The 13,018-nt window shown below is 73.6% G+C and carries 13 protein-coding genes, 1 tRNA gene and 1 pseudogene; 5 read left to right on the top strand and 10 right to left on the bottom strand.

Features of this window, described 5'->3' with window-relative positions; genetic code table 11:
• Positions 1 to 25 precede the first annotated feature (25 nt).
• A pseudogene (locus ESZ52_RS19970) lies at positions 26 to 118 on the top strand (FmdB family zinc ribbon protein); the annotation flags it as partial.
• Positions 119 to 180: 62 nt separating this feature from the next.
• Here ESZ52_RS19970 and ESZ52_RS19965 read toward each other — a convergent pair.
• Complete coding sequence (locus ESZ52_RS19965) at positions 181 to 384, bottom strand: hypothetical protein (RefSeq protein WP_337590200.1); 204 nt, start codon at positions 382 to 384, stop codon at positions 181 to 183.
• Positions 385 to 437: 53 nt separating this feature from the next.
• Between ESZ52_RS19965 and ESZ52_RS02720 the strand changes: the two genes are divergently transcribed.
• Both ESZ52_RS02720 and mscL read left to right on the top strand, forming a co-directional pair.
• Positions 438 to 1,049: an SAF domain-containing protein gene (locus tag ESZ52_RS02720; protein WP_181009807.1), complete on the top strand. Its 612-nt coding sequence runs from the start codon at positions 438 to 440 to the stop codon at positions 1,047 to 1,049.
• Between the two features lie 100 nt (positions 1,050 to 1,149).
• A complete protein-coding gene (gene mscL / locus ESZ52_RS02715) occupies positions 1,150 to 1,557 on the top strand; it encodes a large conductance mechanosensitive channel protein MscL (protein ID WP_131103582.1) in 408 nt (135 codons plus the stop codon).
• A gap of 16 nt (positions 1,558 to 1,573) precedes the next feature.
• Here the strand turns inward: mscL and ESZ52_RS02710 are convergent, their stop codons facing one another.
• Genes ESZ52_RS02710 through ESZ52_RS02700 form a run of 3 tightly spaced genes read right to left on the bottom strand, consistent with a single transcriptional unit; the run spans position 1,574 to position 6,824 of the window.
• Entirely contained in the window at positions 1,574 to 1,780 is a 207-nt protein-coding gene (locus ESZ52_RS02710; protein WP_131103581.1) for a hypothetical protein, read from the bottom strand.
• Positions 1,777 to 5,376 carry a hypothetical protein gene (locus tag ESZ52_RS02705; protein ID WP_131103580.1) on the bottom strand — a complete coding sequence of 1,200 codons (3,600 nt, stop codon included), beginning with the start codon at positions 5,374 to 5,376 and terminating at the stop codon, positions 1,777 to 1,779. Before ESZ52_RS02705 ends, ESZ52_RS02710 begins: the two co-directional genes overlap by 4 nt.
• Entirely contained in the window at positions 5,373 to 6,824 is a 1,452-nt protein-coding gene (locus ESZ52_RS02700) for an MFS transporter (RefSeq protein ID WP_131103579.1), read from the bottom strand. Before ESZ52_RS02700 ends, ESZ52_RS02705 begins: the two co-directional genes overlap by 4 nt.
• A gap of 70 nt (positions 6,825 to 6,894) precedes the next feature.
• Between ESZ52_RS02700 and trhA the strand changes: the two genes are divergently transcribed.
• The gene (trhA, locus tag ESZ52_RS02695) at positions 6,895 to 7,584 is read left to right on the top strand and encodes a PAQR family membrane homeostasis protein TrhA (protein WP_131106386.1); all 690 of its coding nucleotides are present in this window, start codon (positions 6,895 to 6,897) and stop codon (positions 7,582 to 7,584) included.
• Positions 7,585 to 7,602: 18 nt separating this feature from the next.
• On the opposite strand, the gene ESZ52_RS02690 is transcribed toward trhA, so the two are convergent.
• The 3 genes from ESZ52_RS02690 to ESZ52_RS19095 form a co-directional block, all read right to left on the bottom strand.
• Positions 7,603 to 10,071, bottom strand: a complete 2,469-nt coding sequence (locus ESZ52_RS02690; RefSeq protein WP_131103578.1) for an NB-ARC domain-containing protein — start codon at positions 10,069 to 10,071, stop codon at positions 7,603 to 7,605.
• Between the two features lie 178 nt (positions 10,072 to 10,249).
• Entirely contained in the window at positions 10,250 to 10,384 is a 135-nt protein-coding gene (locus ESZ52_RS19850) for a hypothetical protein (RefSeq protein ID WP_272948396.1), read from the bottom strand.
• Between the two features lie 105 nt (positions 10,385 to 10,489).
• Complete coding sequence (locus ESZ52_RS19095) at positions 10,490 to 10,633, bottom strand: hypothetical protein (RefSeq protein ID WP_181009806.1); 144 nt, start codon at positions 10,631 to 10,633, stop codon at positions 10,490 to 10,492.
• A gap of 191 nt (positions 10,634 to 10,824) precedes the next feature.
• On the opposite strand from ESZ52_RS19095, the gene ESZ52_RS19090 reads away from it, so the two are divergent.
• On the top strand, positions 10,825 to 11,001 hold the full coding sequence (locus ESZ52_RS19090; RefSeq protein WP_181009805.1) for a hypothetical protein: 177 nt from the start codon (positions 10,825 to 10,827) through the stop codon (positions 10,999 to 11,001).
• A gap of 61 nt (positions 11,002 to 11,062) precedes the next feature.
• Here ESZ52_RS19090 and ESZ52_RS02685 read toward each other — a convergent pair whose 3' ends face one another.
• The 3 genes from ESZ52_RS02685 to ESZ52_RS02675 form a co-directional block, all read right to left on the bottom strand.
• Positions 11,063 to 12,007: a cold-shock protein gene (locus tag ESZ52_RS02685; protein WP_131103577.1), complete on the bottom strand. Its 945-nt coding sequence runs from the start codon at positions 12,005 to 12,007 to the stop codon at positions 11,063 to 11,065.
• Positions 12,008 to 12,313: 306 nt separating this feature from the next.
• Positions 12,314 to 12,386 (bottom strand) — tRNA-Arg (locus ESZ52_RS02680).
• Between the two features lie 73 nt (positions 12,387 to 12,459).
• Positions 12,460 to 12,927 carry an SRPBCC family protein gene (locus ESZ52_RS02675; protein ID WP_131103576.1) on the bottom strand — a complete coding sequence of 156 codons (468 nt, stop codon included), beginning with the start codon at positions 12,925 to 12,927 and terminating at the stop codon, positions 12,460 to 12,462.
• Positions 12,928 to 13,018: the final 91 nt, after the last annotated feature.

Below are 13,018 nucleotides of genomic sequence, written 5' to 3'. Positions count from 1 at the left end.
CGGAGAACACGTAGGATCTCGCCTCGTGCCCACCTACTCCTACGTCTGCAAGGACTGCGCCCACGCCTTCGACATCCAGCAGGCCTTCACCGACGACGCCCTGACGACCTGCCCCGAGTGCGAAGGCTCACTGCGCAAGGTCTTCAGTGCGGTCGGCGTCGTCTTCAAGGGGTCCGGCTTCTACCGCACCGACTCCCGCGGGTCGGGCTCCTCGTCGGGGTCCTCCGGCGACAAGTCCGCCGCCTCGACGTCCGGCTCCTCCTCGGAGGCGGGCGGCGCGAAGTCCGAGTCGTCCGCGGCCAAGCCGTCCACGAAGGACGCACCGAGGTCGACGACGCCGACAACGTCGTCCACAGCGTCGACGGGCTCGTCGGCGTCGTCCACAAGCTCGACCTGAGGCCTCCCGTCGGCTGCTCGGCGCGCCTAGCGTGCTGTGCGTGCACCGACCACGGCCGGCCCGGACGAGCCGACGACCTGCCCTGCGGTCGCGTCGAGCGCTCGCCGCGACCCTGGCTGCGCTCACGGCGGGCGGGACGGCATATCTCGCGCTGCACCGGCCCGCCGACGACGGTGTGCCGGCCGTGGTCGCCACCAGCACCCTCCCGGTGGGCCACCTGCTCACGAGGGGGGATCTGGAGGTGCGCGAGCTGCCCGCGGACGCGCTGCCGACGGGCGCGCTGACGCAGCTGGAGAGCGGCGTCGACCGGACCGTGGTCGCCCCGCTCGCCGAGGGCGAGGTGCTCACGACGCTGGACGTGCGGGCCTCTGCGCTGCTCACCGGGCTGGCCGGAGGGACGGTCGCCGTCTTCCTGCCGCTGTCCGAGCCTGCCGTGGCGGCGTCCGTGCAGGCGGCGGACCGGGTCGACGTGCACTCCCCCGTCGACGGTTCGGTCGTCGTGCCGCGCGCCCTGGTCCTGCGGGCCGGCACGGGTGAGCAGCCCGGGCTCTGGCTCGGGGTGGACCGGGCCGGGGCGCAGGCGCTGGCCGCTGCGCGGGGCGCGGATCCCGCCGGCGCGGCGCTGCAGGTGGCACTGCACCCGCAGCCGTGAGCCCTAGGCTGGCCTCGCACTGGCGCAGTCGCGCGCCGGGACGCCACCCCCACCCGGACTGCGAGACACCGTCTCACCGGAGAACTGAAAGGAACGGCCGATGCTCAAAGGGTTCAAGGACTTCATCCTGCGCGGCAACGTCATCGAGCTCGCGGTGGCGGTCGTCGTCGGCACCGCCTTCGCCAACGTTGTGGAGGCCATGGTGAGCGGCATCGTCACCCCGCTGCTCAACGCCGTCGGCGGCGGGGGCCAGGTCGAGGGGCTCGGCGTCCCGCTGCGCCCGGGGCAGGAGAACACCTACCTGGACTTCGCGGCGATCATCAACGCCCTCATCGTCTTCCTCATCACGGCCGCGGTCGTGTACTTCGCGCTCGTCGCCCCGATGAACACCTTCCAGCAACTGCGCAGACGCGGTGTTGAGGAGCCCGAGGAGGTCTCCGAGGAGATCGCCACCCTGCGCGAGATCCGCGACCTGCTGGCTGCCCGGCGGACCGACGGCACCCTCTGAGTCGGGCCCGGGTCCGTCAGTCCCAGTGGGGCGGGCGCTGCTCGACGATCCACGCGTCGCGCGGGTCCGCGGTGGGCGCCGCGCCACCCTCACGGTCCTCTTCCGTCGCGGCCGGCAGGTCCTCGCCGGGCTCCGCGTCGGGGTTGGTCGCCGGCGCGTCCACCCGCCGGCGGGCCCGTGCCGGTCTCGCCGGGTGGGACGCGCGGGTCGGACGGGTGCTCATGGGCGTGCGGCGCCGCGCTCGCGCAGCGCTGCGAGGACGCGCGCGACCTCCCGGGCAGGGTCGGTGAAGACATCGGTGCTGCGCACCCGCACCGGCGTCCACCCCATCCGGGTGAGCTGCTCGTGGCGCAGCCGGACGTCGTCGCGCCCGGGTTCCTGCCCCTGCGCCGGCGCGTGCACGTCACCGTCCACCGCCACCGCGAAGCGCCGACGCTCGGTCTCGCTGACCACGCCGACGTCGACGGTATGGGGCCCGTGACCCACGTCCTCCACGACCTCGAGGTCCTCGGCCCGCAGCCTGCGCACCAGCTCGCGCATCACCGCGGAGTCACCGGCCCTGTCGTCCTCGAGCGGGAGCAGGGCCTGCTGCAGGAGCGCGGCGCCGTCCCCGGGCCGGGCCGGCCAGTCCCCGACCGGTGACGGCACCACGAGGTCGACCGACCTGCGGGCCGCGGCCAGGACCGACCCGGCCACCTCCGCCTGCGCGGACCCACCCGGGCTGGTGACCCACACCACACGGTCGCGCACCTCGCCGCTGATCCGGTGGGCGGGGCGGACCAGGAACGGCTCGACGAGCTGCTCGTCGTCCGCGAGGGCCGCCGACGGAGCCGACCAGTCCTCGCGGGAGTAGGCCGACCGCAGCGCGATCCCGACGTCCTCGGCCCCGGCGTCGTCGTCGGTGACCACCAGCAGGCTGTCGTGCGGGTGCCGGCGAGCGTGCTCCAGCGCCAGGCCCACCCCGGCGGACACCTGGGCGGCCACCCCGCCCTCAGCGACGTGCTCCCGCACTCCCGGTCCGCGGTCGACGCCAGGGAAGGAGTGCACCGGGACGGGCATCAGGGCGGCGAGCGGTGCGACGAGTCCCTGGTTGAGGGCGCGGTAGTGCACCTTGAGGTGCCGCACGGGCAGGACCGTGGCGGCGTCGTCGAGCAACGAACCGCTCGGCTCCTCCGCCGCGGCCTCACGCTCGGCCTTCGGGTCGGCGACGACGCTGAACTGTCGAGGCCCGGGACCGCCGCTGTCCCCCACGATCATCGTCTGCCGGCCGTGAGCCAGCGCCGGGACCGCCCGGGCGGTCGTGGTGCGGCCGGCCCGGTCCACGATGACCAGGTCGAAGGCGAGGTCCGCCGGCAGGGCCGCGGGGACGGCCAGCGGGCTGGCCAGCACCACGGGCCGGGCGGCCAGCACGATGTCGGGGGCGCGGCTGATGATCGCCCGCGCGTCGACCGCGCCGACCCGTGCCTCGTCCAGCGCCCGCTGCCAGGCGCCGGCCTGCGAGGAGTGGCCGGTGAGAGCCCGCCGCAGGCGGCGCAGGACCGCCCGACGGGCCCGGAGGGCGTTGCGGCGCAGGTGGGCACGGTCGGCCGTCCGGAATGCGCGCTCGGCCTCCCGCACGGCCTCGGCCGGCACCTGCTGCGGCACCTCGTCGGAGGTGAGGTGGTCCAGCACCGAGCTGCGGTGCACGAAACGGACCTCGGCGGCAACCCGCTCCGGGGACATGCCCCGCCGGGCGAGGTCGTCCACCAGCTCGCCCAGCCCCGCCTCGCGCAGGGGGGCCAGGAGCGGGTGGGCCTGGGCGGCCACGGCGGCGCGGTCGCTGCGGGCGTCCAGGCGGACCAGGCGCTCCAGCACGATGTCCAGGTGGCTGGTGAAGAGCTCGTGCCCGGTCGCGGTGCCCTCGAGCACCTGGGCGAGCCAGCCGAGGTCCTCACCGATCGGCGCGTGGGCCGCGACCGCCGCCTCCCACTCGTAGGGCGCGTTGGGGCGGGCCGCCTTCCCGGCGATCTGCTCCCACTCGTTGCGCTCGTCCCGCGCCAGCCGGACCCGCTGGGCCAGGTCGGCCGGCGGGGTGCCGGGGCGGAGGTGCTGGCGCACCTGGCGGCGCATGCGGGCCCGGGTGACCGCGCCCGGCCGCTCGGCGAGCTCGTCGCGGGCCGCGGTCGCCGCCACCATCTCGTCGAGGGGGGCGTCGTAGATCGACGGTGAGAAGATGTCGAGCGTCTCGCTCGCTCGAGCGATGAGGCCCAGCCGGTGGGCCCACTGCTGCAACGACGCCGGGACCGGCATCCCGGCCTTCTTGCAGATCCGCTCGGCCAGCTCCCGGGCGGCCGTGAACTCCCCGCCGACCAGCCTGCCCACCACCTCGGTGGCGCGGCCGGCCTCGTCCGTGGAGGCGAGGCGGGCGGCATACCAGGGGTCCTCCATGCGGGAGCGTGACCACGCCCCGGCATCGGCGGCCTCGATCAGGGCGTCGGTGACCTCCGAGAGCCGCTCCTCGGTCAGGGTGCGCAGGACCGCGCCGGGCAGCCGGATCCGGGAGGCGGGCGGGTGGTCGCGAGCGGCCAGCTCCGCGAGGTCGTCCTGCGTGCCGGCCAGGCTCAGCCCCCACGGCTCGTGCTCGCGATGCAGCACCTGCTGCTCCCGGCGCAGCACGGCCAGGGCGTCCTCGCGGGCCGGCAGCGGGTCGGCGCCCAGGTCGGGCTCGGGCTCCTCGGACAGGCGGTCCAGCGCCTGCCGGGCATCGTCGAGGGTGGCGCGCATGGAGACCGGGTCCTCGGCCAGGTGCAGGCACAGGTCGCCGAGCCCCACGTGCTGCAGGCGACGCTGCAGGGCCTCGAGGGCGGAGCGCTCCTCGGAGCAGACCAGGACGCGGCGCCCCTCCGACAGGGCCCCGACGATGACGTTGGCGATGGTCTGGGTGCTGCCCGTGCCGCTGGGCGTGTCGAGGACGAGGCTGCCGCCGTGCACCACCTCGTCGATGACCAGCCGCTGGGAGCGGTCGGCGTCCAGCGCGTTCAGCTCGTGCCGGGGATCCTCGGCCCGGTCTGGGTCGGGCCCCGGGGAGGGCAGGGCCACGTCGGCGCCGGCCAGGGCCGCGACCACGTCGCTGGCGGCCAGCGGCTCGACCTCACCGGTGTAGGAGGTGACGAGCGGCAGCTTGGCCCAGGGGAAGGTGCTGATCACCATCTGGGGGCCGATGGCGAACCCCTTCATCTCCCCGCAGATGTCCTCCAGCGCCTGGTAGGTCAGCCGCGGGTCGAAGCCGTGGCTCTGCGCCGAGAGGCCGACGAGCATCTCGGGGTTGAGCTGCAGGTGGACCTCGCTGCGCAGGTAGTGCTCCAGCACCGGGTTGAAGACGACGTCCTCGTGCAGCTGCAGCACGAAGTCGGAGTGGGCGGGGTCGGTCGGGGTGATGGTGCAGGACCGCAGCAGCACCGGCGCCCGCGGCGGCACGAGCACCCGGTGCAGGTCCCAGGTCGCCAGCCCGATCGCCAGGAAGCCGGCTTCGATGCCGTGCTCGCGCCGCAGCTCGGAGATCTTGTCTCGGATGCCGCCGATGCGGCGGGCGGCGTCGGTGAACGCGACCTGCTCGCGGACCAGGTCCGAGAGCGGGGTGGGGCGTCCCGAGAGCAGCTTGGCCACGCCGCCGGGGTGGGCGAGGTTGAGGTCGAAGGTGCCGGTCAGCGAGGTGCGGTGCCACAGCAGGGTGTTGGGACCCCCGAGCTCGGCGACCTCGTGCCGCCAGTTCGCGCGGGCACGCGAGACCGCGTCGAGACGGGCCTCATCGAGGGTATGCGGTGCACGGGCGGGGTTCACCCACCCAGGCTAACGACTCGACGACGCGCAACCGTCAAGACACCCAGGGCGAGTGCGGCCAGACCCGAGACGACGGCCAGGACGTCGAAGCCGAGCTGGTCCATCACCACGCCGGCGAGCGCCCCTCCGGCGGCGGCCGACAGGCCCATCACGAGATCGGCCGCGCCCTGGACCGCAGCACGCTCGGCGAGGGGGACGGCACCGGCGATGGTGCCGGATCCCGCGACCATCGTGCAGGACCACCCCAGGCCGAGCAGCACGAGCGCCGCCGTGAGCGTGCCGGAGTGCCCGTCGGCGGAGACGGCGGCCAGCGCGCAGGACAGCAGCAGGATGGCGACCCCCAGGAGCACCACGCGGACCGCTCCCCACCGGTCGACGAGCTGGCCGACGACGGGCGAGAGGCCGTACATGCCGAGGATGTGCAGGCTGATGACCAGGCCGATGACCTCGATCTCGGCCTCGCCGTGGCGCATGTGCAGCGGGGTCATCACCATGACCGAGACCATGACGACGTGCCCGACGGTCAGGGCGGTGGTGCCCCACAGGGCTGCGGGGGTGGCCCGGATCAGCCGCAGACCCTCCACGATGTTCCCCCTGCGGGCCGTCACGGGGGTGGCCGACGGCCCGTCCGCAGGGTCCGACACGATCGCCGGGTCAGGCGTCGCGAGGGGGTCGGGCGCACCCAGTGGGTCCGGCGCACCCAGGGGGTCAGGCGTGCCGAGCGGGTCCGGCACGGCCGCCGGGTCGACACCGGCCGCCGGGTCGAGACTCGACACCGGGTCGGGGCCAGCCGCGTCGGGACCGGCTGCCGCATCGTCGGCCAGCGTGCGGGCCAGGAGCAGCGGGTCGGGGCGCAGCAGCACCATGAGCACCAGCGCGGCGAGGCCGAAGCCGGCCATGGACAGCACCCAGGCACCGGCCAGGGGCGGGATGCCGAGCAGCGCCGCGATCCGCTCCCCCGGCCCGATGAGGTTGGGCCCGAGCACCGAGCCCACGGTGGTGGCCCACACCACCCAGCTCAGGTGCCGCCCACGGCGTTCGGGCGGGGAGAGGTCGGTAGCCGCATACCGGGCCTGGTTGCCGGCCGTGGTCGAGGCGCCGAAGAGGGTGGTGCCCACCAGGAGCAGCCAGAACAGCCCGGTCGCCGTGGCCGTGATGGCCAGGAAGGCACCCAGGCCACCGACGAGGTAGGCCGCGACCAGGCCGAGGCGCCGACCGAACCGGGCCATCAACGCCACGACGGGGATGGTGAACAGCGCACCGCCGAGGACCTGGGTGGTGGTCGCGAGGCCGGAGAGCGCGTCGTTGCCGCTGACGTCGGCCGCCACGATCGCGCCGACGGCCAGGCCGCTGGCGACGCCGATGCCGCCGAGGGTCTGGCTGCCCATGAGGGTGAGGACGGTGCGCCCCTGCACCCGGTCGGTCGCGGGCGGCAGCGGGCGGGTCACCGGGGCAGTGTGGCAGACCCTGCCCGCGGCAGGCCCAGCCAGGTGGAAGGATGGAGCCGTGGGTGAGGAGATGAGCGAGACGGGGCAGCAGCCTGCCCTCAGCCGGGACGGCAGCGTCCACGTGACCGACGAGAAGGTGAACACCGTCTCCCACCTCATCGGCTCCTGCCTGGCGGTCCTGGGCACCGCCGTGCTGGTGACCCAGGCCGCGGTCCAGGAGGACCCGTGGAAGATCGTCGCCTTCGGGATCTACGGCCTCTCGCTCATCACGCTCTTCGTCTGCAGCACCCTGCACCACGGGATCGACCGTGGCCCGCGGGTCAACGACGTCCTGCGGACGCTGGACTACACCTCGGTCTTCCTGCTCATCGCCGGCACCGTCACCCCCCTGGTGCTGATCGTGGCCCGGACGCCGTTCGGGTGGGCGGTCCTGGGCACGGTCTGGGGGATCGCGACCCTCGGCATCGTCCTGCGCTCGGTATGGCGCCAGCTGCCCAAGTACGTCACGAACACCCTCTACATCGCCCTGGGGTGGATGCCGGTGGCCCTCGTGCTCACCGAGCTGTCGCTGCCGTTCGGCGGCCTGGCACTGCTCGCGGTGGGCGGTCTGGTCTACAGCGTCGGCTTCGTGGTCTTCGTGCTGGAGCGGCCCAACCCGTGGCCGGGGGTCGTCGGCTTCCACGAGCTGTGGCACGTGCTGGTCGTGCTGGCCGCGGGTCTGCACTTCGCCGTCATGTACGGCTACGTCCTGCCGGCCTGACCCGCCGCTCGGCGCGGCTCACCCGACGGCCACGTCCAGCTCGGCCAAGCCGTCGCGGGCGCGGCGGGCCTCGCTGGCCTCGCCGATCCGCTCCGCGACGGCGAGCGCCTCGGCATACCGCTCCTGGGCCTGCTGCCGGTCGCCGCGGGCGTGGGCGAAGTAGCCCAGGTGGTTGAGGACCGAGGCCTCCAGGTCGGGTGCCTCCAGCGCCCGCGCCGCCTCGAGCGCCTGAAGCGCGGTGGCCACGGCCCAGCTCCCGTCACCGCCCGCCTGCTGTGCGACGGCCAGGTTCGACAGGGCGTACGCCCGACCGACCTCGTCGCCCGCCTCGGTCGCCAGGAGCAGCGCCCGCTCTGCCGCCTGGCGACCCTGAGCCGCCTGCCCCTCCTCGCAGAGCAGGCCGGAGAGGTTGCTGAGCGCCCACTGCTCGCGCTCGGCCCAGCCCTGGTCGGCGGCGATGTCGGCCACCTCGCTGAGGATGGTCACCGCCCGCGCCCGCTGCCCTGCCCGGACCAGCGCCACCGCGAGGTTGCTGCTGGCGATCGCCCAGCGCTGGTCGTCGTGCTCCAGCCGTCCGCTCAGGTCGGCGAAGATCGAGATCGACCGGTCGTCATCGCCCACCGAGCTGGCCAGGTAGCCGAGGGCGTTGAGGATGGAGATCTGCCCGTCCTCGTGGCCAGCCACGCCGTAGTGCGCGAGCGCCCGGTCCAGGTAGCCACCGGCCTGCCCGAAGCGACCGACGCGCAGCAGCGTCTGGCCCAGGTTGCGCTCGGTCAGCGCCAGAGCCATCTCGTCCTCGGTCTGCAGCGCCGCTGCCCGGGCCGCGAGGTGCAGCTGGAAGGTCGCGTCGATCCCGCCGCGCTGCCAGAGGTGGGGGGCCAGGACGACGGCCAGCCGCACCGCGAGCTCCGGCAGCTCGTGCTCGGCCGCCCACCGTGCGCTGGCCATCAGGTTGCCGCGCTCCTCGGCCAGGAACGCCTGCGCCCACGCCGAGGCGGTATCGCTACCGCTACCGGTGCCGGTGCCGGTGCCGGTGCCGGTGCCGGTGCCGGCAGAGTCGTCCAGGCAGGGGTCCCAGTACCAGTCCTGCACCGAGGCCGGGTGCAGGACGGACACGGCCCGACAGGCCAGCGCGAGGTAGCTGTCGACCAGGCGTACCGTCCCTGCCCGTCGCTGCGACGGCGAGTCGTCCTCCAGCGACCTCGCCGAGGCGAAGGCGCGGACCACCTCGTGCAGCTCCCATCGCTCCTCGGCGACGGCGCTCAGCAGGTTGGCCTCGACGAGTCCCCCGAGCAGCGGCCGCACCTCCTCGGCCGCCCGCCCGGCGAGCGCCTCGACGGCCGGGCGTCCCACGGTCCGCGTCGGGTGCCACGAGAGCATCCGCAGGGCCCGGCGCTGGTCTTCCGGCAGTGCGTCGTAGGACACCTGGAGCGCGGCCTCGACCTGCTGGTCGAGGCTCGCCCGCTCCAGACGGCTCCGGTAGGCCTGCACGTGGTCGGCCAGGGGCCAGTCGGGCTGCGCCGCGAGCCGGCGCCCCACGACGGACAGGGCCAGCGGCAGTCCCCCGGTGAGCTGGACCAGGGCGGTGGCTTCCTCACCCGCCGGGAGCGGACGCTCCGAGGCGTAGGCCAGGAGTTCGAGACCCTCCTGGGGCTCGAGCGGCGTGAGCAGCACCTCCTCCGCGCCGGGCAGCTCGGGCAGCCGAGGCCGGCTGGTGACCAGGACCGGGCAGCCGCCAGCCTCGGGCAGCAAGGGCGTGACCTGCTCGGCGGAGGCTGCATCGTCCAGGACCACGACGTACCGCCTGCCCGACAGCGCGCGTCGCAGACCTCGCAGCACCTCGGCCAGGTTGGTGGGCTGGTCCTCAGGACTCAGCTGCTGGAGCAGAGCTGCCGCCGCTGCGCCCACGTCGACGGGGCGCTGGTCCGCGGAGGAGCCCTGCAGGTCGAGCAGGAGCACCGCGGCCTCCAGGCGATCGGCCAGCTCGTGTGCAGCACGCAGGGCCAGCGAGGTCTTGCCCACCCCGGCCATCCCGGTGATGACCACGGGACCGTGCGCCGCCGCGTCCAGCACCTGCGTGCACTGCGCTCCGCGGCCGACGACGGATGGCACCGGTGGGTCGGCCACCACCTGGGCCTGAACCGGTCCCGCGCCGGGCGTCAGCACCGCCCGAACGGCCTGGCGCCAGCGGACCCGGTCGTCCGGACCGGCCCCCAGAGCGGTGACGAGGTCGAGGACGAGCTCCATGTCGAGGCGCCGCCGCCCCTCACGGAAGCAGTCGTAGACGGTCACCCGGCCCGGGACCGCCTCGCTGCGGGGCACACCGCGGGCCAGCCGGGCCCTGGCAACGCGCTGGGCGAGCGCTGCGTATGACGGGTTGCCCGCCCAGGCTCTCAGCTCGCGCAGGACGCCGGTCAGGTCGTCGATGGTGGCCGCCCCGACGGGCGCTGGCGGCGCGCCGAGACCCGGCTGCGCAGGTGACGTCATGGTTCTCCTCCCGAGCGGGTCCGCCAAGGGACTCGACCCTGGACTCGGCATTGAACCCAGCAGGGGACCCGGCGTCGATCTTCCGTCGGCAAGGGGAACAGGTCAACCCACCCAGCCCAAAGCGGGGCCCGAGCCCCCCTACGGCTCGGGCCCCGCGTCCGGTGCTCGGGTCAGCGGATCACCGGATCTCGCAGACGATCCCCTGGCCGGTCCAGTGACCACAGAGGGTGGCCTGGGCCGCCCCAGCAGCCCCGACGGACAGCCCGAGGGCCAGGGCCGCGGCGGTGAGAACAGAGATGGTGCGCTTCTTCATACATCCTCCTGATGGTGGTGGCCGGCTTCGACGCCGGGCCGTGCAGTGGGTTGAGGCAGGTGCCGCGCACCGCGACGGGCTGCGGTGCGCGGCACGTGTGGTTGGTCAGCGGATCTGGCAGTAGACCCGCTCGAAGAGGATGTGACAGCCGCCGGGCAGCAGCTCGACGGCGCTGGCGGGCATGGCCATCCCGACGGCGATGCCGACGGTGGCGGTGCCGACGAGGACGGTACGGACGATGCGCTTCATGGGTACTTCCCTTCGTTGGTGGATGTGGTCACGCACGATGACCGCACGGCATACCTCGCGTCCCTGCGTGAGCGCCGTGGTGACGGGAACCCGTCCTCGGACACTGTCGTCGGGGCGGACGGCACATGCATCGATCCCGAACGATCCCGAACGAACCCGCACCCTGGGCAGGGCGCGAGTATCGTCACCGCATGACGCAGACTCCGGACGAGCACGACGTCGACACCCGCGCGCGGTTGCTGCCCGAGGAGCAGGCGGTCGGCAGTGACAGCCCCCACGAGCAGGCGGAGATCATCCTGGAGGAGTCCCTCGAGAGGACCGAGGACCCCGAGGGCACCCAACGCTCGTCCACGCAGAGCCCCGGCTAGAACGTCGCAGTGCTCCCCGGCAAGGCTTGACCACGTCGCCCGGGCTGGGCCGCCCTCCCGCTCACACCAGTTCGACGCGGTCGGCCTGCGGGCCTCGATCGCTCTGTCGCACCTGGTACCGGACCCGATCGCCCTGGTACAGCGCCTCGACGCCTCGGAGAACGGACACGTGGACGAACAGGTCCGCGCCTCCCGTGTCCGGGGCGATGAAGCCGAACCCGCGCTCCGCGTCGTAGCGCACGACCACTCCCTCGCCCCCACGCGCCGGGACGGCCGGTGCCTCCCGTTGTCCCGACCGAGCGCGGACCGTCGACGGCGCGGGTGCGCCCCGTGGTGTCGAGCGGCGCGCGAGGCGCACGTCCCGAGCTTGCGGGCCCTTCTCGCTCATGACCGCGTCGTACGTCACCCGGTCGCCCTCGCCCAGCTCGGGGAGCCCGTCGGACAGCGCCCGGACGTGGACGAACACATCGGGGCCGCCCGACTCGGGGGTGATGAACCCGAAGCCCTTGTCCGCGTCGTACCAGGACACGGTGCCGTCCGCCCCGTCGTCTGCCGCGGCCTGCTGGCCGGCCTGGTCTCCCAGGGGGAGCAGGTGATCAGCCTGCGGGCCCTTCTCCCCCTCGACGACGAGGAACGCCACCCGCTGCCCCTCCCACACCACGCCGCCGCCCACGATGGCCGAGCTGTGCAGGAAGATCTCGGCACCACCGCCGTCGGGCGTGATGAAGCCGTACCCCTTGGCAGGCTCGTACCAGGAGACGGTGCCGAGCAGGCCCAGCGGTGTATCGGCGGCCCGGTCGGCCATGACCCGGACGCGGCGCGCCTGCGGGCCTCGTTCCCCTTCGCCCATCTCGAACTCGACCACCTGCCCCTCCCGGAGCAGCTTGATCGCGGCGTCGCTGACGATCTCGGACGCATGCACGTACAGGTCCTCGGCCTCCTGCCCGAGGGCGATGAAGCCGAACCCACGATCGGCGTCGAACCAGCGGACGGTTCCCTCGGTCACGTGTGACTCCTTGTCGACGTTGCGGTCGGTACTCCCCCCAGTGTGTAGTACCTGACACCGGCGATGAAGGACCGTGCACCCAGGTTCAGGTATTGCTTCCGCAACGGGGCCATGACCCCGGCCCGTCGATCCCGACCTTGTGGTCGGCTCCACCACTCAGTCTCACGCAACCCCGAGCGCGAGATGCGAGTGAGGGGGGAGGACCGGGCGGACGGTTGCGGCGATGTGCTCGTAGCGATGTGATTGTCCAGGCGTGCGACACGCCGCAGGCCTCATCGGCACATGTGCAGACACGCCGATGCAACGTGCCCCCGGCAGGATTCGAACCTGCGACACCCGCTTTAGGAGAGCGGTGCTCTATCCCCTGAGCTACGAGGGCAGGCCGACGGACCGCCGGCGCGACCACGATCCTCTCACGGGTCGGCCTGCGGTCCGGCACCGCACGCGCCGCCTCAGCTGCCGGAGACCGCCGCGGCCAGTCGAGCGAGAGTGTCCTCCAGCTGCTCCTCGGTCACGAGCGGGAAGGAGACCTTCTTCAGCAGCTCCTGGTCGGTCACCTTGCCCCAGTCGTAACTGTGCCGGACCTCGGTGCTGTCCGGCCCCTGGGGGACGAGTTCCCACACCCACTGCCAGCCGGGCGGCTCGGTACCGGCGGGCGCGGTCTCCCAGGCCAGCAGGTGGTCCTTGTCGTAGCCGGTCACGTGGTTGTCGGTCTGGTAGTCGCCGCCCATGTGGTCCCCGGTCATGTTCATCGTGAAGACCTGGCCGGTGCCGGTGATCCGGTCTGCGTGGTCCACGGAGCGGACGAAGCCGGAGCCGTCCAGCTCGACGTGCCGTTCCGGCAGGGAGAGGACCTCGAAGATCTCCGCGGCCGAGGCGTCGATCGTGCGGCTGACGGTGATGCTCGTGTCGTCGTTCATGCTCGCGACGCTAGTAGGCCGGTGTCCGGCCCGCGAGCCGAGGACGCTCGCCCGGGGACGGCCGCGCGCCGCCGCTGTACGCCGCCGCGGA

The sequence above is a fragment of the Ornithinimicrobium sufpigmenti genome, assembly GCF_004322775.1.
GTDB lineage: Bacteria > Actinomycetota > Actinomycetes > Actinomycetales > Dermatophilaceae > Ornithinicoccus > Ornithinicoccus sufpigmenti.
This window is presented reverse-complemented; position numbering and strand designations above follow the sequence as displayed.